The organism is Pseudonocardia sp. ZF1, assembly GCF_056835605.1.
Map to the genome: position 1 here is coordinate 2,309,393 of NZ_JAJNBY010000001.1, position 23,856 is coordinate 2,333,248.

26 protein-coding genes are annotated in these 23,856 nt (G+C 74.5%); 10 read left to right on the forward strand and 16 right to left on the reverse strand.

From position 1 onward, the window contains the following. The 15 genes from ZF1_RS11360 to ZF1_RS11430 all read right to left on the reverse strand — a co-directional run bounded on the left by ZF1_RS11360 (position 1) and on the right by ZF1_RS11430 (position 11,509). Positions 1–975 (reverse strand): glycine betaine ABC transporter substrate-binding protein, encoded by a 975-nt coding sequence (locus ZF1_RS11360; protein WP_226369518.1) that lies wholly within the window; start codon positions 973–975, stop codon positions 1–3. 159 nt (positions 976–1,134) lie between these two features. Beyond that, positions 1,135–2,106, reverse strand: coding sequence for a glycine betaine ABC transporter substrate-binding protein (locus ZF1_RS11365; RefSeq protein WP_308819872.1), 972 nt, complete (start codon positions 2,104–2,106; stop codon positions 1,135–1,137). Positions 2,107–2,161: 55 nt separating this feature from the next. Then, on the reverse strand, positions 2,162–2,968 hold the full coding sequence (locus ZF1_RS11370; RefSeq protein ID WP_482637223.1) for an ABC transporter permease: 807 nt from the start codon (positions 2,966–2,968) through the stop codon (positions 2,162–2,164). Beyond that, complete coding sequence (locus ZF1_RS11375) at positions 2,965–4,038, reverse strand: ABC transporter ATP-binding protein (protein WP_373324234.1); 1,074 nt, start codon at positions 4,036–4,038, stop codon at positions 2,965–2,967. The genes ZF1_RS11370 and ZF1_RS11375 overlap by 4 nt, the downstream gene beginning before the upstream one ends. After that, positions 4,031–4,714, reverse strand: a complete 684-nt coding sequence (locus ZF1_RS11380) for an ABC transporter permease (RefSeq protein WP_062402406.1) — start codon at positions 4,712–4,714, stop codon at positions 4,031–4,033. Before ZF1_RS11380 ends, ZF1_RS11375 begins: the two co-directional genes overlap by 8 nt. A 409-nt stretch (positions 4,715–5,123) precedes the next feature. Then, positions 5,124–6,704: an alpha/beta hydrolase gene (locus ZF1_RS11385; protein WP_482637224.1), complete on the reverse strand. Its 1,581-nt coding sequence runs from the start codon at positions 6,702–6,704 to the stop codon at positions 5,124–5,126. 53 nt (positions 6,705–6,757) lie between these two features. Further along, the gene (locus ZF1_RS11390) at positions 6,758–7,510 is read right to left on the reverse strand and encodes a 3-hydroxybutyrate dehydrogenase (protein ID WP_178375173.1); all 753 of its coding nucleotides are present in this window, start codon (positions 7,508–7,510) and stop codon (positions 6,758–6,760) included. 67 nt (positions 7,511–7,577) lie between these two features. Continuing rightward, positions 7,578–8,255 carry an alkaline shock response membrane anchor protein AmaP gene (locus ZF1_RS11395; protein WP_482637225.1) on the reverse strand — a complete coding sequence of 226 codons (678 nt, stop codon included), beginning with the start codon at positions 8,253–8,255 and terminating at the stop codon, positions 7,578–7,580. After that, complete coding sequence (locus ZF1_RS11400; RefSeq protein ID WP_308819877.1) at positions 8,255–8,803, reverse strand: DUF6286 domain-containing protein; 549 nt, start codon at positions 8,801–8,803, stop codon at positions 8,255–8,257. Before ZF1_RS11400 ends, ZF1_RS11395 begins: the two co-directional genes overlap by 1 nt. A gap of 43 nt (positions 8,804–8,846) precedes the next feature. Next, positions 8,847–9,275 (reverse strand): hypothetical protein, encoded by a 429-nt coding sequence (locus tag ZF1_RS11405; protein WP_308819878.1) that lies wholly within the window; start codon positions 9,273–9,275, stop codon positions 8,847–8,849. After that, the gene (locus ZF1_RS11410; protein WP_168172228.1) at positions 9,272–9,448 is read right to left on the reverse strand and encodes a hypothetical protein; all 177 of its coding nucleotides are present in this window, start codon (positions 9,446–9,448) and stop codon (positions 9,272–9,274) included. The genes ZF1_RS11405 and ZF1_RS11410 overlap by 4 nt, the downstream gene beginning before the upstream one ends. Next, positions 9,445–9,792, reverse strand: a complete 348-nt coding sequence (locus ZF1_RS11415) for a hypothetical protein (RefSeq protein ID WP_482637226.1) — start codon at positions 9,790–9,792, stop codon at positions 9,445–9,447. Before ZF1_RS11415 ends, ZF1_RS11410 begins: the two co-directional genes overlap by 4 nt. An 18-nt stretch (positions 9,793–9,810) precedes the next feature. Further along, entirely contained in the window at positions 9,811–10,191 is a 381-nt protein-coding gene (locus tag ZF1_RS11420; RefSeq protein WP_226369517.1) for a hypothetical protein, read from the reverse strand. Between the two features lie 2 nt (positions 10,192–10,193). Continuing rightward, entirely contained in the window at positions 10,194–10,688 is a 495-nt protein-coding gene (locus ZF1_RS11425) for an Asp23/Gls24 family envelope stress response protein (protein ID WP_062402422.1), read from the reverse strand. Between the two features lie 98 nt (positions 10,689–10,786). Next, complete coding sequence (locus tag ZF1_RS11430) at positions 10,787–11,509, reverse strand: dihydrofolate reductase family protein (protein WP_357546514.1); 723 nt, start codon at positions 11,507–11,509, stop codon at positions 10,787–10,789. Positions 11,510–11,670: 161 nt separating this feature from the next. On the opposite strand from ZF1_RS11430, the gene ZF1_RS11435 reads away from it, so the two are divergent. Genes ZF1_RS11435 through ZF1_RS11450 form a run of 4 tightly spaced genes read left to right on the forward strand, consistent with a single transcriptional unit; the run spans position 11,671 to position 15,906 of the window. After that, positions 11,671–12,696: a FecCD family ABC transporter permease gene (locus ZF1_RS11435; RefSeq protein ID WP_397495597.1), complete on the forward strand. Its 1,026-nt coding sequence runs from the start codon at positions 11,671–11,673 to the stop codon at positions 12,694–12,696. Beyond that, positions 12,693–13,793: a FecCD family ABC transporter permease gene (locus ZF1_RS11440; protein ID WP_482637227.1), complete on the forward strand. Its 1,101-nt coding sequence runs from the start codon at positions 12,693–12,695 to the stop codon at positions 13,791–13,793. Before ZF1_RS11435 ends, ZF1_RS11440 begins: the two co-directional genes overlap by 4 nt. Next, positions 13,790–14,686 carry an ABC transporter ATP-binding protein gene (locus ZF1_RS11445; RefSeq protein ID WP_226369515.1) on the forward strand — a complete coding sequence of 299 codons (897 nt, stop codon included), beginning with the start codon at positions 13,790–13,792 and terminating at the stop codon, positions 14,684–14,686. Before ZF1_RS11440 ends, ZF1_RS11445 begins: the two co-directional genes overlap by 4 nt. An 8-nt stretch (positions 14,687–14,694) precedes the next feature. Further along, positions 14,695–15,906, forward strand: coding sequence for a trans-sulfuration enzyme family protein (locus tag ZF1_RS11450; RefSeq protein ID WP_465876375.1), 1,212 nt, complete (start codon positions 14,695–14,697; stop codon positions 15,904–15,906). Here the strand turns inward: ZF1_RS11450 and ZF1_RS11455 are convergent. Continuing rightward, a complete protein-coding gene (locus ZF1_RS11455; RefSeq protein WP_482638694.1) occupies positions 15,896–17,044 on the reverse strand; it encodes an acyl-CoA dehydrogenase family protein in 1,149 nt (382 codons plus the stop codon). The two genes, ZF1_RS11450 and ZF1_RS11455, sit on opposite strands and share 11 nt — an antisense overlap. Before the next feature lie 84 nt (positions 17,045–17,128). Between ZF1_RS11455 and ZF1_RS11460 the strand changes: the two genes are divergently transcribed. From ZF1_RS11460 to ZF1_RS11485, 6 genes are all read left to right on the forward strand, one after another. After that, complete coding sequence (locus ZF1_RS11460) at positions 17,129–18,232, forward strand: alpha/beta hydrolase (protein ID WP_482637228.1); 1,104 nt, start codon at positions 17,129–17,131, stop codon at positions 18,230–18,232. Positions 18,233–18,609: 377 nt separating this feature from the next. After that, on the forward strand, positions 18,610–19,272 hold the full coding sequence (locus ZF1_RS11465) for a FadR/GntR family transcriptional regulator (protein ID WP_062402432.1): 663 nt from the start codon (positions 18,610–18,612) through the stop codon (positions 19,270–19,272). Then, complete coding sequence (locus tag ZF1_RS11470) at positions 19,269–20,033, forward strand: creatininase family protein (RefSeq protein WP_062402435.1); 765 nt, start codon at positions 19,269–19,271, stop codon at positions 20,031–20,033. Before ZF1_RS11465 ends, ZF1_RS11470 begins: the two co-directional genes overlap by 4 nt. Positions 20,034–20,262: 229 nt before the next feature. After that, entirely contained in the window at positions 20,263–21,267 is a 1,005-nt protein-coding gene (locus tag ZF1_RS11475; RefSeq protein ID WP_482637229.1) for a CE1 family esterase, read from the forward strand. Then, positions 21,264–22,820, forward strand: coding sequence for an AbgT family transporter (locus ZF1_RS11480; RefSeq protein WP_482637230.1), 1,557 nt, complete (start codon positions 21,264–21,266; stop codon positions 22,818–22,820). The genes ZF1_RS11475 and ZF1_RS11480 overlap by 4 nt, the downstream gene beginning before the upstream one ends. 49 nt (positions 22,821–22,869) lie before the next feature. After that, positions 22,870–23,856: an aldo/keto reductase gene (locus tag ZF1_RS11485; protein WP_482637231.1), complete on the forward strand. Its 987-nt coding sequence runs from the start codon at positions 22,870–22,872 to the stop codon at positions 23,854–23,856.

Genomic DNA, 23,856 nt, shown 5'->3' on the forward strand with positions numbered 1-23,856 from the left:
TCAGCTCCCGATGAACCCGCGCTCGGCCAGCCAGGCCCGCGCGACGTCACGGGGGCTCTGCCCGCCTGCGGAGACCCGGCCGTTGAGCTGCTGCATGGTCTGCTGGTCCAGGGCCGCCGTGATCGGGGCGAACAGGTCGGCGACCTGCGGGGCCCGGTCGAACACGTCGGCCCGGAAGACCGGGACCGCGCTGTAGGTGATGTGGTAGCCGCGGTCGTCGGTGAGGACCTTCAGGCCCAGCGCCGGGATGCGGCCGTCGGTGGCGGCGACCTCGCCGAACAGGCAGACGCCGTCGGCGGTGGACTGGAAGATCAGACCCTGTTCGAGGGTCTCGCGGCGGTCGCGGGGGAGCTCGAAGCCGTAGGCGCGCTGGAGCCCGGCGAGGCCGTCGGCGCGGGAGGCGTACTCGGTCTCGACGCAGACGTCGCCGGGCTGACCGGAGCGGACGTAGGCGGCCATGTCGCCGATCGTGTTCAGGTTCAGCCGCGCCGCGGTCGCCCCGTCGACGACGAAGGAGTACGTGTTGTCGAACCCGGCGCGGTCCAGCCACACCACGCCGTTCTGCGCGCGGTCGCGGGTGCGCAGCTCGGCGAGGACCTGGTCGTCGGGGAGGGTGCGGGTCTCGCGCAGGTACGACGCCCACGCCGTGCCGGTGTACTCCCAGTAGGTCGAGATGTCCCCGGACAGCAGCGCCTGCCGGGTCACGTCGGAGCCCCCGACGTTGCACCGGTCGGTCACCGACGCCCCGGCGGACTCCAGCGCCGCGATCGAGATCTGGCAGAGGATCTGCTGCTCGTCGAAGTTCTTCGATCCGACGACGTAGGTCCGGCCGGACAGGTCGACGCGTGGGGCGAGCGACCCGGCGGAGGCCCGCGGCCCGCCTCCGGCGAGCCCGGTGCAGCCGCCCGCCAGCAGCGCGACGGCGAGCAGGGCCGGGACCAGCGTCCGCAGCCTGCGGCCGGGGAAGGGGCTCACGGGATCGTCCTGGTTCGCGGGGATGGGTGGTCCGGCCAGCCGACCACGATCCGTCCGTCGGCGCAACGCCCACGCACACACGGTGATCGACCCGGAACACACCGCGTCCCCGCACCCGATGGAGCCGGGGCGGGGACGCGGTGGGCGTACCGGGACACCTCAGCCGATGAAGCCCTTCTGGGTCAGCCACTCACGGGCGACGTCGCGCTCGTTCTGGCCGAAGGAGGACACCTTGCCGTTCAGGTCGAGGATGGTGTTGTAGTCCAGGGCCTGGGCGATCGGCGCCAGCACCTGCCGGACGGCGGGGTTGGCGTCGTAGACGTCGGCCCGGATGGTCGGCGCCGCGTTGTAGGTGACGTGGTACTTCTTGTCGTCGTCGAGGACCTTGAGCTTCAGGCCGGGGATGCGGCCGTCGGTGGTGAAGACCTCGCCGAACAGGCACTTGTTGTCGGCGGTCGCCTGGTAGATCACGCCGGTGGCGAGCACCTGCGGGTTCTGGGCGGTGAAGCCGTAGGTCTTCTCCAGGCCGCGCAGGCCGTCGTCACGCGAGTTGTACTCGGTCTCCACGCACACCGAGCCGGCCGGCGCCTTGCCCGCCTTGATGTAGTCCGCCATCTGCGACAGCGTCGTGATGCCGAGCTCCTGCGACTTCGCCTCGGTCATGGCGAAGGCGTAGGTGTTGTTGAAGTTGGCCTTGTCCAGCCACTGGATCTTGTTCTGCTCCAGGTCGCGCTGGGCGACGAGGTTGTAGAGCTCGTTGTCGTCGGTGATCCGGCGGGTCTCCTTGAAGAAGGACGCCCAGGCGGTACCGGTGTACTCCCAGTAGATGTTGATGTCCCCGGCCAGCAGTGCCTGGCGGGTGACGTCGGTGCCACCGGTGTTGCAGCGGTCGGTGACGTTGCCGCCCGCCGACTCGAGGGCGGCGACGGTGATCTGGCAGAGCACCAGCTGCTCGTCGAAGTTCTTGCCGCCGACGACGTAGTTCTGTCCGCTCAGGTCGCCGGCCTGGGCCAGGGAGCCGCCGGAGGCCGAGGGGCCGCTGCCGCTCAGGCCGCCACAGCCCGCCAGGGCGAGCGCCGCCGCGGCGGCCATCGCCGTCAGGGCGAGACGCCGGGATCGTCCGAACTTCACGTGTCCTCCAGGGAATGCGGTACTGCGGGGATTCGGGGGCGAGCGGGGGCCCGCGTCAGCCGGCGTTGCGGCGGACGGCGTACTCGGCGAGACCGGCGAGCCAGTCCACGATCAGGGCCAGCGCGGCGACGATGGTCGCCGCGACGAGGGTTCCGGTGGGGCGGCCGAGCTCGAGCATCCCCTTGATCGGCTCGCCGAGACCGCCGGCGCCGACGTAGGTGGCCAGGGCCGCGGTGCCGACGTTCAGCACGAGCGCGACGCGGACACCGGCGACCATGACCGGCGTCGCCAGCGGCAGCTCGACGCGCAGCAGCGTCTGCCGCGCCGACATCCCGATGCCGCGGGCGGCCTCGATCAGCGCTTTGTCGACCTGCTGGAGACCGACGACGGTGTTGGTGAGCACCGGCAGCAGCGCGGCCAGCGCGAGCGCGACGACGGCCGTCGGCAGGCCGAGACCGAGCGGGGAGAACGCGAGCAGCACGATCACACCGAACGCGGGCAGCGCCTGCATGAACCCGGTGAACGCCAGGATCGGACGCTGGATACGATGCGCGGACGGACGGCTGATCGCGATGCCGGCCGGGATCGCCACGATGATCACGACGAGGGTGGACAGCCCGGTCAGGATCAGGTGCTCGCCGAGCCGCTGCCCGAGCGAGGACGCGTTGATGACCGAGGCCTCGACGTCGTCGAGCCCCCGGGACGCGGCGTAGATCAGCACCAGCACCACGCCGGCGACGGCGATGAGCGGGTTGACGATGAGCGACCGGTCCAGCCGCCGCGTCCTGCGGACGACCGGCTCGGCCGAGGGCGACCCGGACGGCGCGGCCGCGCCGGTCTCCTCGGCGGCGGGGGCGCTCACGAACCGGCCTTGGTCTTGAGGCCCTCGACCAGGTCGCGCCACCAGAGTGCGCCCTGCAGCTTCTGCTGCTCGTCGACCACACCGACCAGCTCGGTCTGGGAGTCGAGCATGACGTCGACGGCGTCGTAGACGGTGCCGGTGCGCGGGACCGTCACCAGCTTCGGCAGGTCGGCGGTGCCCGGCAGGTACGCCCAGCGCACCGGGCGGCCCTCGGCATCGGCCTCGTAGGTGGGGGAGCCGTTGCGGGCGGCGGTCCCGTCGAGGTCGACCGACTGCAGCTCCAGGCGGGACAGCTCCAGCAGCGACAGCCGTCGGACCGCGGCGCCGGCGCCGACGAACTCGGCGACGAAGTCGTTGGCCGGGTGGGTCAGGATCATGTCGGGCGTGTCGTACTGCTGCAGCGTGCCGCCGGGCCCGAACACCGCGATCCGGTCGCCGAGCTTGACCGCCTCGGTGAGGTCGTGGGTGACGAAGCAGATGGTCTTGGCGATCTGCTGCTGCAGCTCGAGGAACTCGTCCTGGATGCGCTCGCGGGTGATCGGGTCGATCGCGCCGAACGGCTCGTCCATCAGCATCACCGACGGGTCCGCGGCGAGCCCGCGGGCGACGCCGACGCGCTGCTGCTGGCCGCCGGAGAGCTGGCGGGGGTAGCGGTCGCGGTACATCTTCGGTTCGAGCCCGACCAGGTGGAGCAGCTCGTCGACCCGGGCGGTGATCCGGTTGCGGTCCCAGCCGAGGATCCGCGGGACGACGGCGATGTTGTCGCCGATCGTGAAGTGCGGGAACAGGCCGACCTGCTGGATGACGTAGCCGATGCGGCGGCGCAGCTCGTCGGCGTTGACGTCGGTGACGTCGTCGCCGTCGAGCAGGATGCGGCCGGTGCTGGGCTCGATGAGCCGGTTCATCATCTTCAGCGTGGTCGTCTTGCCGCAGCCGGACGGCCCGATGAACATCGAGATGGTGCCCTCGGGTACGTGCAGGTCGAGCTCCTGCACGGCCGGGGTGGTGGACTTCGGATAGGTCTTGCTGATGCCTTCGAGGGCGATCATCGGCTTGCCGGAATCAGACACGGATCCCCCTCGGGGTGGTGAAACGCTGGACGATCCAGAAGACGACCTCGTAGACCGCAGCCACGACGAGGCAGCCGAGCGTGGCCGCCAGAACCTGGTTGAACGAGTTGACCGATCCCAGCCGTTGCAGGCCGAGGAAGAGCGAGGAGCCGAAGCCCGGGCCGTTGATGGCGCCGGCGACGACCGCGATACCGATGATGATCAGTACGGCGACCCGGATGCCGGAGAGGATCACCGGCCAGGCCAGCGGCAGCTGGATGGTGAACATCCGCCGGACCGAGCCCATCCCCATCCCGCGGGCGGACTCGAGGACGGCGTCGTCCACCGAGGAGAGCCCGGCCACGACGTTACGCAGCACCGGGTAGATCGCGTAGATCGTCAGCGCCGTCAGCGACGGCGTGATGCCGAGCCCCAGGATCGGCTGCAGCAGACCGAACAGCGCCAGCGACGGGATCGTCAGCGCCGCGGAGAACACGATCAGCAACGCCTCACGGGAGCCCGCCCGGACCGGCCGGCTCCACGAGTCGGGAGTCAGCCGATTGGTGTGCAGCAGGGTGCCCGCCACCAACGAGATCACGACCGCGATTCCGACCGAGATCGCGACCAGCAGGAAATGCTGCTGGCCGTAGAACACCAACTGGTTCAGCTGGGTGCCGACATAGGTGAAGAAATCCACCGTGCTCCTTCCGCCCGGGGTCCGTGCCCGCCGCTCGGGGCAGGAGCACGGTCCTTCCGCACCACTCGTCGTCGGGTCCGTTCGGCGTTACACCCACCCGAACGACGTGACCGGGAGTTCGCGTACGCCCACCGGTGCGGTGGGAACGACCTGCGGTCTCCCGCTCGCCGGACGGAGCCTAGCCGCCGAACGGGGCCCCGGTCAGCCGACGGGACCGTTCCGCGACGATGCCGTTGCCATTCCGGAAACGTTTCGTACGCTCGTTGTCGCAGGTGAGGATGGGCGGCAACGCTGTTCTCGCAACCGCTCCGGAAAACGGCGGATACGCAATCGTGACCTTCTGTGCCGGTTTCGTCGCATCCCGACCATGGTCCGGACCTACCCAGGGTGAGCCGCCCGGAGCACGCGGTTACGGCGGGCAGACCACGGGCTGGGAGGGCGCCCGGCCGGTCAGCAGCGCCCGGTCGACGACGTCGGTGACGCACGGGGTGCGCGGGTAGGCCCCGGTCCCGCTGCCCTGCCAGCGCACGAGCCGCCCCGTCACGAGCTGCTGGGCGGTCCGCTCGGCGCCGCTCTGCGGCGACCGCGGGTCCTGCGCGGTCCCGATCACGACGACCGGGGGCGGGGGAGCGCCCCGCGGCGCCGCCGGGGTGACCGGCCCCCCTGACGGCCACGGCCCGCAGGCCACGAGCTCCTGCGCCGCCGCGACCCCGAACAGCGGGAAGCGCTGCGCCCACTGCCCGGCCAGGTCCGCGGCCTCACCCGGGGTGACCCGGACCCGGCTGTCGTTGCAGCGGGTGGCCAGGGTGGCGTCGAAACGGCCCTGCGGACCCCCGAGCGGGGCGAGGATGCGGACCAGCCCCGCCGGGTCGCCGTCGCCGGCCGCGACCAGCGCGGACTGCAGCTCCGGCCAGCGGGCGGGCTGGGACATGACCGACCGGACCGCGCGCAGCGTCGCGCCCGCGGTGACCGCGTCGCCGTCGCCGACGGGCAGCGCGGTGCGGGACAGGCGGAACACGAGCTCGTCGAGGTAGCCGCGCGGGTCGGGACCCAGCGGGCAGGTCGGCGACGCGGTGCAGGCCCCGGCGAAGGCGTCGAAGGCCTTCTCCGCCGCCGCGGTCGTGGTCTCGGTCCGGGCCGGCTCGTCGAGGGTGGGGTCACCGGGGCCGTCGAGCACGACCCGCCCGACGGAGCCCGGGTGGGCGCCGATCCAGGCGGCCGCCGCGTCGGCACCGTCACCGACGGCGAGCAGGTCCAGCCGGGCCGCGCCCAGCACGGACCGCAGCGACTCCAGGTCGTCGGCACCGCTCGCGGCGCGGTAGCTGGTCACCGTGCCCGACAGCAGCAGGTTGCAGTCCTGCACGACCTCGCGGGCCCGCTCCAGCAGCGTCGTCATGGCGGCCTCGTCGCGGCGGTCCGGCCCGGCGTCGAGCAGGGCGGCGCGGGCGTCGACCGGGGCGCAGTCGAGCAGGTCCTCCCCGGTGCCGCGGCGGTCCACGCCGATCACCTGGTAGCGGTCGAGGACGGCGGCGGGGAGCCGGGCGGCGAGGCTCACCGCCGCCCGTGCGGACCCGTCGGTGCCGGTGTCACCCAGCACGACCAGCGCCGGGCGCCCGTCCGCCGCGCCGGGTGTCGTGACCCGGGTCAGGCCGAGCCGGGCCGGGCCCAGCTCGGGACGGTCCCGGTCGGCGGGCACGGTCAGCCGGGCGCAGCCGACGGACAGCACGCGCCCGGCGGGCAGCGGGGTGCCCGCCGTGGTCAGCGCCGCGGCCGTGTCGGCGGTGCAGTCGGTGAACCCGGTGGTGCGGACCGGGTCGGAGTCGGGCAGCAGGTCCGGGTCGGCGGGCGGGCCCGAGGCCGACGTCGGGGGCGCGGCGGGCAGCTGTTCGCCCCGCACCGCCACCGGCGGCCGCTGCGACGGCCCGACCGCACACCCGGCGAGCAGCAGAACGGCGAGCAGCAGGACCCCGAGCACACTCCACCGCCGCACGAGCACCGATCATGCCCGTACCGGGGTGTGGCCGCGGTGAGCGCCCGCACCCCCTACCGGGCGGTCCAGCCGCCGTCCTGGGACAGCGACGTGCCGGTGATCGACGCCGACGCCGGCCCCCACAGCAGCGCGGCCAGCTCCGCGGTCTCGGCGGGCTCGATCAGCCGCTTCACCGCCACCGGGGTGAGCATGATCTTCGTGACGACCTCGTCCTCGGAGATCCCGTGCGTGCGGGCCTGGTCGGCGATCTGGGCCTCGACCAGCGGCGTGCGCACGTAGGCGGGGTTGATGCAGTTGCTGGTCACGCCGTGCTCGGCGCCCTCCAGCGCGGTGACCTTCGACAGGCCCTCCAGGCCGTGCTTGGCCGAGACGTAGGCGGACTTGTACGGCGAGGCCCGCAGGCCGTGCGCGGAGGAGATGTTCACGACCCGCCCCCAGCCACGGGCGTACATGTGCGGCAGCGACCGGCGGATCAGCCGGAACGGAGACTCCAGCATCAGGCGCAGGATGTTCGAGAACATCTCCGGGTCGAACTCCTCCAGCCGCGAGACGTGCTGGCGGCCGGCGTTGTTGACCAGGATGTCGACGTCGGTGGGCAGCTGCTCCACGGCGTCGAGGTCGGACAGGTCGCAGCCCAGCGGCGTGACCAGGTCGCTCTGGGCGGCCAGTGGGGCCACCCGGTCCTCGGCGAGGTCCACCGCGTACACCCTCGCCCCGTCGGCGACGAGCCTGCGGGCCACGGCGGCCCCGATCCCGCTGCCCGCCCCGGTGACGAGGGCCGTCCTGCCGTCCAGCACTGCGCTCATGCCGACGACCGTACGGTCGTCGACCGGTCCGGCCCCTGTGAGCCGGGTCACGGACCCGGCCGGTGGGTCAGGAGACCCGCGGGCGGTCGTCGCGGCGGGCCGCGTCCAGCTCCAGGCGCACCGCGACGGGAAGGTCCGCCATCCCCAGCGCGTCGCGGATCCCGGGCAGGATCTCGGCGTCGAGGCGGCGGCAGATCTCGCTGACCTCCCCGTCGGCGACGTCCTCGCCGACCCACACGGTGGCGCGCACCGCGGGCGCGGAGGTACTGCCGACCATCCGGGCGCGGGCCCGGGTCACCCCGGGCAGCGTGGCGGCCCCGTCGGCGACGGCGTCGGCCGCGGCGGAGGCGCCGATCCGGATCTCGGTGTCCGGGCCGCCGTCCAGGACCAGGTCCGGCCGGCTCTCCGGGCGCAGCGACCGCGCGGTCCACCAGACCCCGAGCAGCACCAGCACGAGACCGGCCACGATCGCGACCACGCGGGCGGCGGTGCCGTTGGCCAGCAGGAACTGCTCGACCACCGGGTCCAGCAGCGGGCGCTGCGGGCGGCCCTGCCCGAAGACCCCGGTCACGAGCAGCACGGTGAGCACGCCGACGGCGAGCAGCACCACGCCGAGCAGGACGAGCCCGCCGCGGGCGCCGCCCGAGGAGCGGTACTGGGCGCGCCGCGCGGTCCGGGCGGCGCGGCGCGGGTTCGGGCCGGAGGTCCCCGGCGTGCCCCCCGTCGAGGTCACGGCGTCGGCCATCACTGCACTCCCTTCGAGCCCGGCTGCTCCGGGGCGACGCGCACGGTCAGGCGCGGGCGCCGTGCGAGGGGCAACGCGTCGAGGACACCGGAGGCGGCACCGCGGGCCGCCTCGCGCAGTGCGTCGGTGTCGCCGCGGCCGCGGGCGTTCACCACGACCGACCGGGCCGACGCGGTCACCGACGCCGCGGTGACCGGGTCCGCGGCCCGGACCCGGGTGCCGACCAGCCGGGCCAGCACCCGCGGCGCGGTGGCGACGGTGAGCCCGGGCGACGGCGCGTCGAGGGCGACGTCGTGGCGACGGGCGAGCAGCCCGACGAGCAGCAGCACGGCCCCGACGACGATCACCCCCACGGCGATCCAGAGCACCGGCTGGGCGGTCCACAGGGTGTTCTGGACGGTGGTGCGCCAGTCCCGCCAGGGGACGAGCAGCCCGGCGCCGGAGACCCGGCCGACCCAGGCGGCCACCACCTCGACGACGACGAGCGCGCCGATCGCGGCCACCGCCAGGCTCAGCAGCGGCGCGAGAACGCGGAGCAGGACACGCACGGGCCCGGCCTCCCTCTTCCGACTCGTTCAGGATCCGACGGTTCTACTGCACGCGCGGGGAGTCCGGGCGCGGCCGGGCGTCCTCCGGCCGGAGGGCCTCGACCTCGACGGCCAGGCCGCGCAGCCGGTGCCCGGTGGTGCGACGGAGGTCGGCGTCGATCCGCTCCCGGACGTCGGCGACGGCGGCCCGCACCGACCCGGGGTGGGCCAGGGTGAGCCGCAGCCGGACGTCGACCTCACCGGCGTCGCCGGTCGCGGCGCCGACGGCGGCCCCGACCGTGCCCCGTGCCGGACCGGGCCGCCGGGTCACCCGTGCGGTCGGCCCGGACTCGCCGACGTCGAGCCCGGCGACCCGCCGGGCGCGGTGCCGGGTGGCCGGGGCGGTGTCCGCGGCGTACTCGACGATCTTGCGCAGCACCGCCGGGTCGATCTCCAGGACACCGCGCTCGGCGGGTTCGGGGAGGGTGCTCACCGGTCGCGGCCCCGGCCGAGGCCGGACAGGTCCAGCTCGCCGTCGAGGAGGCGGCCGACGACCAGGCCGATGATGCCGAGCACCAGGGTGATGACGAAGGCGAAGAAGCCGCCGGTGGCACCGGCGACTCCCAGCAGGAGGCCCGCGAGCAGGCCGGTCTGGGTGGCGTTCATGGGATGTCCTCTCCGGGACGGGTGGAGCGGTAGGTGTGCCGGCCGGGCCGGTCGACCCGGGGGTGCGTGCGACGTCGGATGGTGCGGATCAGGGCCACCAGGACCCGGGTCGGCAGCGGCAGGTCGGGCACGATCTCGATCGGTGCGTCGTAGCGGCGGTCGTCCGGGTCGGGCGTCCGGCCGGCATCCCGGCCGGACGCCAGCGCGCGGAAGCGGGCCAGCCCGGCGCGGAAGACCTCGGGGTCACCGCCGCGGTCGGGGTGGTGGGTACGGACGAACGAGCGGTAGGCCGACCGCTGAGCGGGGGTCAGGCCCCCGTGCCCGCCGGGATCCGGCTCGTCCATCCCGTACCCACCTCCACCTCAGGGGACCTCCACGTCCGCGACCGTCACGTCGACGGGGACCCCGTCGACCAACGGCGCGAGGGACGCCCGCAGCGCCGCGACGGTAGCCGGGATCGGCCGGTCCAGACGCAGCACCACCCCGATCTCGACCGGTTCGTCGGTACGGCCGACGAGCACACCGACCAACCGCCGCCCGGACAGCCAGGTCGCGACGGTCCCGAAGGCACCGCCGTCGAGCCGCACCACCGACGGGTGCGCCACGACGGCCTCGGCGACCAGCTCGGCCAGCGCGGCCGGAGCCGGTTCCCGGCGCCGCTGCGCGGCGACCTCCGCCGCACCGGGCGGACCGGTGACGACGGCGGCGGGGGACCGGGCGTCGAACGGGGTCGGCTCGGGCACCGTCACTCCACGACGCGGCCGGTCGGGGCGGGAGCCACCGGGGCCTCGTCGCGGTTGTCGTCCTCGCCGGCCAGGTGGATGTCGTTCACCGAGATGTTGACCTCGATGACCTCCAGCCCGGTCATCCGCTCGACGGCGCCGACGACGTTGCGGCGGACCGCGGAGGCCAGGTCGGCGATGGCGACGCCGTACTCGACGACGACGTCCAGGTCGACCGCGGCCTGCTTCTCGCCGACCTCGACGGCCACACCCGCGACGGTGGACGCGCCGCTGGTGCCGCCGCCGGGGATGCGCTCGCGCAGCGCGCCGAAGGCGCGGGACGCGCCGGAGCCCATGGAGTACACCCCGGAGACCTCGCGCGCGGCGATGCCGGCGATCTTCTGGACGACGGACGCGGCGATGGTGGTGCGGCCCTGGCCGGTGCCGTCGGCGAGGCGTCCCGCGGGGGCCGCGGCCGGGGTCGTGGCGGGGGTGGTGGTCGGGGTGCCGGAGGTCATCGGTGCTCCTCTCACGGGCCGGCCCCGGGTGGGGGCCCGCCGCGGTGCGTGTGGTGTCCCCCGTGGGATGCCCGTCCGTGGCCCTCCCTCACGGCGGTTCACTCGTTCGGCGTAGCCGGGGTCCCGGGGGTGGCGCGGACGTAGTGCAGCAGCAGGGTCCCGTCGGCGGCCGCCTCGTGGCCTGCCAGGTGCAGCGCGCGCGGTACGGGCAGGGACCGCGGCCCGGTCGCGATCCGCCCCTCCGGGCCCCCGACCAGCACCGGGACCAGGGTGAGGCGCAGCTCGTCGACGACGTCGGCCCCGACCAGCGCGCCGAGCAGGGTCGGCCCGCCCTCGCACAGCACGGAGGTGTGGCCGCGGCGGGCGAGCGCGGCGAGCAGCGCGGCGGGGGAGAGGTCGTCGAGCAGCACGACCTCGGCCCCCGCGGCGACCAGCGCGGCGCGCCGGTCCGCGGGGGCGGCGGCCGTGGTCAGCACGACCGGCGCCGTGACGGTGTCGGTGAACAGCCGCGCACCCGGGTCCAGCCCGGCCGACCCGCTCACGACGACGACCGGCGGGGGCGGCCCGGGCGGCCGCCCGTCCGGCCCGGGACGGCGTGGCCGGACGCCCCGGTAGTCCTCGTCCCGCGCGGTGCCCGCCCCGACGAGCACGCAGTCGGCCGACCGTCGCAGGGCGCGGAACAGGTCGCGGTCGGCCGGGGTGGACAGGCCGCCGGACCCCGCTCCGCCCGCGGTCACGGCCCCGTCGGCGGAGCTGACCATGACCGCGGTGACCCGCGGCCGGACGGGCGGGGGACCGGACGCGGAGGGCTCGACGGGCACCGCCCGAGCATCCCGCCGCGCGGGCGACGTGACGCACGGGGGTGTTCTGTCGTAGGGCAGCCTCACTTATGGTGAGCGGAGCCGCACCGGACGGGTGGGGCCATCCGGTCGAGCAGGGGGCCACGAGCAAGGTGAACGCGATCCGCGTCCGACCACCGTCGGTGGAACAGCCGTCGCCCCCACGGCGGTCGCTCCGGCGCAGGCGGCTGCTCGGCCTCGCCGCGCTGACCACGGCGCTGCTGCTCGCGGTACTCGCCAGCATCGCGATCGGGACCAAGGTCATCCCGGTGAACGAGGTGTTCTCCGCGCTGGTCGCCCCGACCGGCAGCGAGAACGACGTGGTCATCCGTTCCCTGCGGATCCCGCGCACCCTGCTCGGGGTACTGGTCGGGATCGCGCTCGGCCTGGCCGGCGCGCTCGTGCAGGGCTTCACCCGCAACCCGCTCGGCGACCCCGGCCTGCTGGGCGTCAACGCGGGTGCGGCGTTCTTCGTCGTCATCGGCATCTACGTCTTCGGTGTCAGCACGCTGTTCGGCTACGTCTGGTTCGCCTTCGCCGGGGCGCTGGTCGCCAGCGTCGTGGTGTTCGTGATCGGCACCCGGGCACCCGGCGGGGCCACCCCGGTGTCGCTGGCCCTCGCCGGTGCGGCGGTCAGCTTCCTGCTGCAGGCGGGCACGTCCTCGGTGGTGCTGCTCGACGAGACCAGCCTCGACGCCTACCGGTTCTGGGTGGTCGGATCGCTCGCCGGGCGCGACGCCGCGGTCGGCGGCCAGGTGGTGTGGTTCGTCCTCGCGGGAACGGCGCTGGCGCTGGCCAGCGCGCCCGCCCTCAACGCGCTCTCCCTCGGTGACGACGTCGCCACCTCGCTGGGGCACTCGGTCCGCCGGACCCGGGTCGTCGGCGTCGTCGCGATCACGCTGCTCGCGGGGGCGGCCACCGCCGCCTGCGGGCCGATCGTGTTCCTCGGCCTGATCGTGCCGCACGTCGTGCGGGTGTTCACCGGGCCCGACCACCGCTGGCTGCTGCCCGCCTCCGGGCTCGCCGGGGCGGTGCTGCTGCTGCTCGCCGACGTCGTCGGACGGGTGGTGGCCCGCCCCGGTGAGCTGCAGGTCGGCATCGTGGTCGCGCTGATCGGCGGGCCGTTCTTCATCGCGCTCGTGCGCCGTCGCAAGCTGGGGGCCGTGTGAGCACCGTGACCGAACCCGGCCCACCGGGCACGGTGGTCGTCCCCGGCCGTCGCCCCGTCCGCGCGGGCCGCTTCTCCGGCGTGCTGCGTGTCCGCACCGCGGTCGTGCTGCTCGCCTGTGCCGGCGCGCTGCTGCTCGCCGCCGCGGTCAACATGGGCCGCGGCGACTACCCGATCGCGATCACCGACGTGCTGGCGACGCTGTTCGGTGGCGGCGACGCCGGTCAGCAGCTCGTCGTGCTCGAGCTGCGGCTCCCGCGCACCCTGGTCGGTGCGCTGGTCGGCGGCGCGCTCGCCGTCTCCGGCGCGATCCTGCAGTCGGTCGCCCGCAACCCCCTCGCGAGCCCGGACATCATCGGCGTCCAGTGGGGCGCCAGCGCGGCGGCGGTGTTCGTCATCGTGCTCGGGGGCGGCGTGGCCGGGGTCGGCGGCGCCTTCGCCTCGCTCGGCATCCCGCTCGCCGCTCTGATCGGCGGGCTCGTGTCGTCGGTCGCGGTGTACGTCCTGGCCTGGCGCAAGGGCATCCAGGGCTTCCGGCTCGTACTGATCGGCATCGGCATCCAGGCCGTGCTCGTCGCCGCGGTGCAGTGGCTGCTGACCGTCGCCCAGATCTACCAGGCCGCCCAGGCCCAGGTCTGGCTCAACGGCAGCCTGAACGCGCGCAGCTGGAACGAGGTCGTCCCGCTGTCGATCTCCATGCTGGTGCTCGTGCCCGCGGCGCTGGCCCTGGTCCACCTGCTCGGCGCCCTGCGCTTCGACGACGACACCGCCCGCGGCCTCGGCGTGCGGGTGAACGGCGCCCGCACCGCGCTGCTGCTCGTCTCCGTCGGGCTCGCCTCGGTCGCGACCGCGGCCGCCGGCCCGATCGCCTTCATCGCACTGGTCACCCCGCAGATCGCGCGCCGGCTCTGCCGGGTCGGGACCCCGCCGATCGGGGTCTCGCTCGTGCTGGGCGCGGCGCTGACCGTGCTGTCCGACCTGATCGCCCGCACCGCACTGGGGTCGGTCGAGCTCCCGGTCGGCATCGTGACCGCGGTGCTCGGCGCCCCGTTCCTGCTGTACCTGCTCGCCCGCACCCGCCAGGAGGCCCGTCGATGAGCACCGTCGAGGACATCAGCGTCGCGGAGGCCACCACCTCCCGGACGACGACGGCGGGCGACCCCGTCCGTCCCGGTGTGGTCCGGCTGTCGGCCGAGCAGGTCACGCTCGGCTACGGCGACCGCACCATCGTCGACGGGCTCGACCTGGAGGTGCTGCCCGGCGCGGTCACCACCGTCATCGGCCCGAACGGCTGCGGCAAGTCCACCGTGCTGCGCGCGCTGGGGCGGCTGCTGCCCGCCCGGACCGGTCAGGTGCTGCTCGACGGCAAGCGGATCGACCGCACCCCGACCAAGGAGGTCGCCCGGGTCCTGGGGATCCTGCCGCAGTCGCCGCTGGCGCCCGAGGGGCTGACCGTCGGCGACCTCGTCGCCCGCGGGCGGCACCCGCACCAGGCCTGGTACCGGCAGTGGTCCTCGGACGACGAGCGCGCCGTCGCCGAGGCGCTGACCTGGACGGGCCTGTCCGACCTCGCCGAGCGCCCGGTCGACGAGCTCTCCGGCGGCCAGCGCCAGCGGGCCTGGATCTCGATGGCCCTGGCCCAGGAGACCGACCTGCTGCTGCTCGACGAGCCGACCACCTTCCTCGACCTGGCCCACCAGGTCGACGTGCTGGAGCTGGTGCGGCGGCTGCAGTCCGAGGCGGGCCGCACCGTGGTCATGGTGCTGCACGACCTCAACCTGGCCGCCCGCTACGCCGACCGGCTCGTCGCGATGAAGGACGGCCGGATCGTCGCGGCGGGGTCGCCGTCCGAGGTCGTCACCGAGGAGCTGCTGGCGGAGGTGTTCGGGCTGCGCGCCCGGGTGCTGCCCGACCCGGTGACCGGCACCCCGCTGGTCGTGCCGGACGCGGGTCCGTCGCTGCGTGCCCCGGAGCCGATCGCCGAGGCATGATCTCCGGCGTGACCCCCGGCGACCGACCGCCCTTCCTCGCCACCCGCGCGGTGCACGCGGGCAACGACGTCGATCCCGGCACCGGCGCGATCCGCCGACCGATCGTCGCGGCCAACTCCTACGCGCTGCCCGAGGACCCCTCCGAGCTGGACTGGTCGGGCACCGGGACCCGGCTCTACACCCGCAACGGCGGGGCGAACCAGGGCTGGCTGGAGGACAAGCTCGTCGCCCTGGAGGACCCGCACGGGGTGTCCCCGGGCGGCTGCGCGGCGGTCGCGCTCGCCTCGGGGGTCGCGGCGCTGCACGCGGTGTTCTTCACGTTCCTGCGCTCCGGTGACCACGTCGTCAGCTCCGACGTCACCTACGTCGCCACCCACCGGCTGCTCACCGAGCTGCTGCCGGCCCGGTGGGGGATCACCGCCACCCTGGTCGACTCCTCCGACCCGGACGCGGTGCGCGCCGCGATCCGCCCGGAGACCCGGCTGGTGCACGTCGAGACCCCGGCGAACCCGACGACCCGGATCACCGACGTCGACGCCGTCGCCGCCGTCGCACACGAGGCCGGCGCCCTGCTCAGCGTGGACGCCACCTTCGCCACCCCGGTGCTGCAACGGCCGCTGGAGCGGGGCGCGGACCTCGTCGTGCACTCGCTGACCAAGTACGTCAACGGCCACGGCGACGCGATGGGCGGCGCAGTGCTGGGCCGCCGCGAGCTGGTCGAGCGGATCCGCGCCGACGCGATGGTCGACGCCGGGGGAGTGATCAGCCCGTTCAACGCCTGGCTGATCACCCGCGGTGCGGTGACCCTGCCGATGCGGATGCGCGCGCACTGCGCCGGCGCGCAGCAGGTCGCGGAGTACCTGGAGTCCCGCCCGGAGGTCGCCTACGTCGCCTACCCGGGGCTGGCGTCGCACCCGCAGCACGCGCTCGCGACCCGCACCCTGGACGGCGGGTACGGCGGCATGCTCGCCTTCGCCCTCGACGGTCCTCCGCAGCTGCAGAACCGGTTCGTCGCCGCGCTGCGCGTGATCACCTCGGCGGTGTCGCTCGGGCACGACGAGTCGCTGATCGTGCACGTCGGCGCGGGCGGTGAGGGCCGCGCGGCGCACTTCCCGCCGGAGTTCCGCCGGCTCGGCCACCTGCGGCTGTCGGTGGGGCTGGAGGACCCGCGCGACCTCGTGGCCGACATCGCGCGGGCCCTGGACACCGTCAGCCGATGAGCGACCGGCCGACGATCTCCTTCATGATCTCGTTCGTGCCGCCGTAGATCGCCTGCACGCGGGAGTCCACGAACGCGCGGGCGATCGGGTACTCGAGCATGTAGCCGTAACCGCCGTGCAGCTGCACGCAGCGGTCGACGACGCGGTTCTGCAGGTCCGAGCACCACCACTTGGCCTTCGCCGCGTCGGGCACCGACAGCTCGCCCTCGCCGTTGTGCTCGGTGATGCAGCGGTCCACGAAGACCCGGGCGATGGAGACCGCGGTGTCCATCTCGGCGAGCTCGAAACGGGTGTTCTGGAAGTTCGCCACCGGGCGGCCGAAGGCCTTGCGCTCCTTGGTGTACTCCAGCGTCATCGCCACCGCGGCCTCGGCGCCCGCCACCGAGGCGACGGCGATCGACAGCCGCTCCTGGGCGAGGTTCTGCATCAGGTAGATGAAGCCCTGGCCGACCTCGCCGAGCCGGTTGGCGTCGGGCACCCGCACGTCGGTGAAGCTCAGCTCCGCGGTGTCCTGGGCCTTCATGCCGACCTTCTTCAGGCGGCGGCCGCGCTCGAAGCCCTCCATCCCGCGCTCCACCACGAACAGGGTGAAGCCGAGGTGCTTGGCGTCCGGGTCGGTCTTGGCGACGACGATCACCAGGTCGGCGAGGATGCCGTTGGTGATGAAGGTCTTGGACCCGTTGAGGATCCAGTCGCCGTTCGCGTCCTGCTTGGCGTTGGTGGCGATGCCCTGCAGGTCCGACCCGGTGCCGGGCTCGGTCATGGCGATCGCGGTGATCAGCTCGCCGGAGCAGAAGCCGGGCAGCCAGCGCTTCTTCTGCTCCTCGGTGCACAGCCGCAGCAGGTAGGGCTGCACCACGTCGTTGTGGAGCGGGAAGCCGATCCCGCTGGCCCCGGCGGCGACGATCTCCTCGGCCAGGATCGCGTTGTAGCGGAAGTCGTCGACCCCGCCGCCGCCGTACTCCTCGGGGACCGCGGTGCCGAGCAGACCCGCCGCCCCGGCCGCGGTCCACACCGCCCGGTCGACCTGGCCGTCCTCCTCCCACTGCTCGTGGTGCGGGGTGACCTCCTTCGCGATGAAGGTCCGGCACAGGTCGCGGAACGCGTCGTGTTCGTCGTCGAAGATCTCGCGCTGCATGTCCGGCAGTCTCACATACCCGTCGGTAACTCCGGTCGTCCTCACGGGCCGTCGGTGACCCGCGCGTGCCGGTAGGGTGCGGCCGTGGATCTCGTGGACGCCGTCGCCAACGTGTGGGACCGGGCCGTGGTCGGTCACCTCGCCGACCTGCGACGGATGCCGCGCGACGCGGTGGTCGGCTCGCCGCAGGGCATCCTGTTCCGGTACCGGCCGCTGTCCGGTGTGGACCCCTCCGGCGGTGCGCCGGTGCTGCTCGTGCCGCCGCTGGGTGCCCCGGACTTCGCCTACGACCTGCGTCGCGGCTGCTCGCTGGTGGAGCACCTGCTGCAGCAGGGCCGGACCGTCTACCTGATCGACTACGGCCCCAAGTCGTTCTCCGACCGCACCCTGGGCATCGAGAGCTGGGTCGACGAGCTGCTGCCCGACACGATCCGCCGGGTCGCCGAGGAGACCGACGACGAGGTGCACCTCGTCGCCTGGTCGCTCGGGGGGATCTTCGCCCTGCTCACCGTCGCCGCCGCGGTGCAGGCGCGCGACCCGCTGCCGGTGCGCTCGGTCTCCGCGATCGGCACCCCGGTCGACATCTCCCGGGTGCCGCTGGTGGCGCCGATCCGGCCGCTCGCGCAGATCACCGGTGGCCGGCTGATCTCCTCGATCTACCGGGGCGTCGGCAGCTTCCCGGCGCCGATGGTGAGCTGGGCGTTCCAGCTGACCGCGGTGGACAAGCTCGTCACCAAGCCGCTGGCGATCGCGTCGCGGATCGACGACCGGGACTGCCTGGCCCAGATCGAGGCCGTCGACCACCTGATGAGCAACATGCACGGCTACCCGGGCCGGGTGTTCGGGCAGATCTTCCACCTGCTGCTGCGCAGCAACGACCTCGCCGACGGCGGACTGCGCCTGGGCGGGCGCGACGTGGAGCTGTCCGACGTCGGGGTGCCGGTGCTCGTCGTCGCCGGTCGGGACGACGTCATCGCCCCGCTGCGGGCGGTGCGCGCCGGCGTGCCGCTGCTGACCGGCAGCCCGGAGGCGCGGTTCACGACCTCACCGGGCGGGCACCTGGGCGTGCTGACCGGGCGCCGGGCCCGGGACACGACCTGGCCCGAGCTCGACCGGGCCCTGGCCGACTGGGACGCCGTCGCGGACACCCCCGACGTCGCCGACGGCCCGGCCGCCGCCGGGGCCTGACCGGCCCGCTCGCCCGGCCGGACCGGCCGGCGGCGATTGCGGGGCGGGACCGGCTCGCGTCGGCCGCCCGGCCCGACCCGGCCCGCTCCGACCGCGCCGGCGGCGTGTGATCGGGCCTTCCCGGCCACTGCCGCCTGACGGCCCCTGGTCCGTCCGTTGCCCGCGCCCGCACGGTGATCCGGAGTCCGCGTGGTGATCCGCGGTCCGCGTGCGTCCGGACGCGCGCGAGCGACGGATCAGCGCGCGGGATCGTGATCATCGGCGTGGTGAGGCGGCATGGTGATGCGCGGAGTCGTGATCACCACCGTCCGGAGGCGGCGGGACGGGACGGTGGGGGAGGGTTGACCGGTCATGTCTCTAAGTGATTTAGTCACTTTATGACCGCAGGGGAGACGCTGTCGGAGCGCCTGGCCGACGACATCATGGACATCATCCGGACCGGGAACCTCGGCCCGGGGGACCAGCTCGCGTCCTCCCGCGACCTGGCGCGACGGTTCGAGGTCACCACCCCGACCGTCCGCGAGGCGCTGCGACGCCTGGAGGCCACCGGGGCCGTCGAGTTCCGGCACGGCTCGGGCACCTACGTCGGCGCCGGGGTCGGGCGGCGGCTGCTCGCCAACCCGCACCGGCCGTCCCGGACCCCCGACGGCGTGCACGAGCTGATCCGCGCCCGGCTCGTCCTGGAGCCGCCGATCGCGGCTGCCGCGGCCCGGGAGCGCGACCCCGCCGGGCTCGCGATGCTCTCGGAGAGCGTCACCAACGCCCTGCACCCGCCGGTCGGCGATCTCCGCCCGGCGGTGCACTTCCACGTCGCACTGGCCGCGACCAGCGGCAACGCGCTGCTCCGGGAGACGGTGGAGGCGCTGCTGCACATCCGGGCGCGCGACCAGGTCGAGATCCGGCACCGCTACGACGACCGCGAGCGCGACCACGCCGAGCACGTCGCGCTGCTCGAGGCCGTCCGTGGGGGCGACCCGGACCTGGCGGAGCGGCTCTGCCACGAGCACCTCGCCTCGATCGCCGCGGCGGTGGGCGCGTGAGCACGCGGCGCCTGGGGGAGATGACGACGGTCGAGGCCGCGGCCGCCGTCGTCGACAGCCCGGTGGTGCTGCTGCCTGCCGGGGCCTTCGAACAGCACGGGCCGGGGCTGCCGCTCGCGACGGACCTGATCCGTGCCGAGGCGGTCTGCGACCGCGTCGCCGAGGCACTGGGCGGCACCGCGGTCGTCGGACCGTCGTTGCCGGTCGGGGTGTCGCCGCACCACCTGGCCTTCGCCGGCACGGTCAGCCTGACCACCACGACGTTCGCCACGCTCGTGCGCGAGTACGTCGACGGCCTGTACCGGCACGGCTGGCGCCGGATCTGCGTGGTCACGGGCCACGGCGGGAACGACGCCACCCTCGCGACGGTCGCGCAGGACCTCCTCGCGGCCCGTCCGGACCTGCAGTTCGCCTGGAGCCCGCTCACCACGCTGGCCGCCGACGTCGTCGCCGCGGCCGGGCCGCCCGAGGTCAGCGGGCACAGCGGGCAGGCCGAGACGGCGCAGATGCTCGCCGTCGCGCCGCACCTGGTGCACACCGACCGGCTCGCGGCCGGGACCACCCGGTTCGCCGAGCTCGACGCCTTCGGCGCACTGGCCCGGCGGCGCGGTGGTCCGACGCTCACCGCGCCCTACGACCGCCTGTCCGGCAACGGGGTCCTCGGCGACCCCCGCCGGGCCGATCCGGAGCACGGGGAGGCGATCGTCGCCGCGGTCGTCGACCGGATCACCGACTTCGTCACGGCCTGGCTCACGGCCTGACGCCCCTCCGACCCGCACGGACCCACAGCACTCCCGCGGTGGCGCCACCCGGTGCCCCCGTCGCACGACCCTGCCCGCGACCCGGGCGGGGCCACAGCACCGGCCGTCGACGACGCCGTCCGAAGGGAATCCCATGTCCGCACCGACACCGTCCGCAGCGACACCGTCCGTTCCGGGACGCCCGACCGGGGGCGCGACGCGACGTGCCGGGGGACGCCGACTGCGTGCCGTGGCGGCGGCCTGCCTGGCCGCGGCCGCCCTGACCACCGGCGCCGCCGTCGCCCCGACACCGTCCGACGCCGCCGTGGTCCCGACCGCATCCGGGTCGCCGGCCGGTCCCGGCGCGCCCGACGGGCCGACCGCTCCCGGCGCGGCGCCCGGCCCGCCCGGAGCGCGGAGCCCCGGCTGCGGCCTCACCCCGCCGCAGGCACCGGGCACCACGGCCGTCCGCACCGTGGACAGCGGCGGCCTGGCCCGCACCGTGCGCGTCCACCTGCCCGAGGGCTACCGCCCCGACCGGCCCACCCCGGTGGTCCTGGTCTTCCACGGCCGCGGCAACGACGGCGCCACCACCGAGGACTTCTCCGGCCTGTCCGGGCTGCCCGCCGTCGTCGCCTACCCCGACGGGGTCCCCGGCGGTGAGGGGAAGCGCTCCTGGCAGGGCGCCCCGTACTCCTCGCCGGGCGTCGACGACGTCGCCTTCACCGGTGACCTGCTCGACGACCTCGAGGCGGGCCTCTGCGTCGACCCCGGCCGGGTCTTCGCCACCGGAAAGTCCAACGGCGGCGGCTTCACCGAGATCCTGGCCTGCCGGATGTCCGACCGGATCGCCGCGATCGCCCCGGTCGCGGGCGCCTACTACCGCGACGGCGAACCGCCGTGCCGGCCCGGCCGTCCGGTCCCGGCGTTGTTCGTGCACGGCACCGGCGACGCCACCATCCCCTACACCGGCGACGCCGGCCGCGGCCTGCCCGCGATCCCGGCGAAGGTCGCCGAATGGGTCGCCCGTGACGGCTGCCGGGCCCGCCCGCAGACCCGCCGGATCGAGCCCGACGTGACCATCTCGACCTGGCGCGGCTGCCGCGACGGCGCCCGGGTGCAGCACGTCGCCGTCGACGGCGGCGGCCACACCTGGCCGGGCGCGACCGCCTACTCCGGTGGCGGCGTCACCACGCAGACGGTCCGCGCCACCGCGCTGGTCGGGGACTTCTTCGGCCTCGGGGGACCGCGATGAGCACCCCCGCCGCCACCCGGGACCGGGAGCTGCCCCGCCTCGTGCGGGCGATGGCCGTCGTCGAACGGGTCGGGAACGCGCTGCCGCACCCGTTCTGGCTGTTCTGGGTGCTGTCGGCGATCCTCGCCGTGGTCAGCGCCGGGCTGGCGGCGGCGGGCGTCGCCGTCGTCGCACCCGACGGCGAGCCCGTCGCGGTGCGGAACCTGCTCTCCGGCGACGGCCTCGCGATGGCCGTCTCGTCGATGATCGACAACTTCGCGCAGTTCCCGCCGATGGCCACCATCGTCACGGTGATCATGGGTGTCGCGGTCGCCGAGCGCAGCGGGCTGCTCGCCGCGGCCATGCGGGCCGGCGTCGCCCGGGTGCCCGCGTCGCTGGTGGTGTTCGCGGTCGCGTTCGCCGGGACCGTCGCGCACGTCGCGTCGGCCGCGGCGTACGTGATCCTGGTGCCGCTGGGCGGGCTCGCGTTCCGGGCGGTCGGGCGCTCGCCGATCCTCGGGATCGTCGTCGCCTACACCGCCATCGCCTCCGGCTACGACGCCAGCCCGGTCCCCACCCCGAACGACGCGATCTTCGCCGGCATCACCACCGCCGCGGCCCGGATCGTGGACCCGGCGGTCGTGGTGACCCCGGTCGGCAACTGGTTCTTCACCACCGCCTCCTCGGTCGTCCTCGCGCTGGTGATCACGCTGGTCACCCGGGTCGTCCTGGCCAAGCGGCCCGACCTGGACCCCGACACCCCGGACCCTCATGCCCCCGACTCTGCCGTCTCCGATGACGTCGCCGGGCTGAGCCTGTCCGCGGCCGAGCGGACCGGCCTGCGCCGCGCCGGCTGGGTGCTGCTGGGTGGTGCGGTGCTGCTCGTCGCGGTCGTGGCGCCGGAGTGGTCCCCGCTGCGCGGGGAGAACGGCTCGATCGTCGAGTCCCCGCTGGTCGAGGGCATCGGCGCGGTCATCGCGCTGCTGTTCGGCCTGCTCGGCACCGTCTTCGGCCGCGCGGTCGGGACGATCACCACCGCCGCCGACGTCCCGAAGCTGATGGCCGACGGGATCCGGCAGATGGCCCCGGTGCTGGCGCTGTTCTTCGCGATCGCCCAGTTCCTGGCCTACTTCGACTGGACCCACGTCGGGGACGTGCTCGCCGTCGTCGCCGCGGACGCGCTGCGCACCACCGGCGTCCCGATCCCGGTCGTGTTCCTGATGGTGCTGGCCGTGCTCACCGTGGTGAACGTGATGGTCACCAGCGGGACGGCGATGTGGTCGATCGCGGCGCCGGTGATCGTGCCGATGCTGATGCTGGTCGAGGTGCCGCCGGAGACCACCCAGGCGCTGTTCCGGATCGCCGACTCCGGCTCGACGGCGATCACCCCGATGAGTCCGTACTTCGTGATGGCGCTGGGGTTCCTGCAGCGCTACCGCAAGGACGCGGGCATCGGGACGCTCGCGTCGTACACGCTGCCCCTGGCCGTCGCCATGACGGCGGTCTGGACGCTGCTGTTCTTCGCCTGGTGGGCACTGGGGATCCCGCTGGGCCCGGGGGCCCCGGTCCGCTGAGGGGACGGACGCGGGGCGGGGACCGGGACGGTCGGGGACACTGGCGCAGGTGCGCTACCTCGACGCTCCCGGTCCCGGCCCACGACGCTGGTCGGTGATGGGCCTGGGCACCTGGCAGTTCGGCACGAGCGAGTGGGGCTACGGCGACGCGCTGGAGGCCGGGCGGATCGTCGCCCGCGCCCGTGAGCTGGGCGTCACCGTCTTCGACACCGCGGAGCTCTACGGCCCGCTGCGCAGCGAACGGATCCTCGGCGACGCGCTGCGTGCCTGCGGTGGCCCCGGGTGGCGCGACGACGTCGTGCTCGCGACGAAGTTCTTCCCGGTCCTGCCCCTGGGCCCGGTGCTGCGGCACCGCGCGGCCGCCTCCGCCGCCCGGCTCGGGGTGACCGAGATCGACCTCTACCAGGTGCACAAGCCGCACCCGCTGGTCGGCGACGCGTCGGCGATGCGCGGGATGGTCGAGCTGCAGCGGACCGGGCTGGTCCGCGACGCCGGCGTCTCGTCGTACACGCTGGACCGCTGGCTGGCCGCGGAGGAGGCGCTCGGCGGACCCGTGCTGTCCAACCAGGTCGAGTTCAGCCTCCTGCGCCGCAGGCCCGTCGCGGCCCTCGTCCCGCACGCCGCCGCGCACGGCCGCATCGTGATGGCCTACAGCCCGCTCGCCCAGGGCCTGCTCACCGGCCGGTACGACGCCGGCCACCGGCCCACCAACGCGGTGCGCCGCAGCAAGCCGGAGTGGCTGCCGGAGAACCTGGCCGCACTCGCTCCGCTCACCGACGCCCTGCGCGACGTCGCCTCCGCGCACGACGCGACGCCGTCGCAGGTCGCGCTGGCGTGGGTGGTGTACCACCCGAACACGGTGGCGATCCCCGGTGCGTCGAGCGTGGCGCAGCTGGAGTCCAACGTGGCCGCGGCGGACATCGTGCTGACCTCCGACGAGTACGTCGGTCTCACCGCGGCCGCGCAGCGGGTCCGGCTGCGCACCGGACCCGCCACGCTGCCCGCCGTGGCCCGGGAGCTGCTGCGCTCCCGCTGA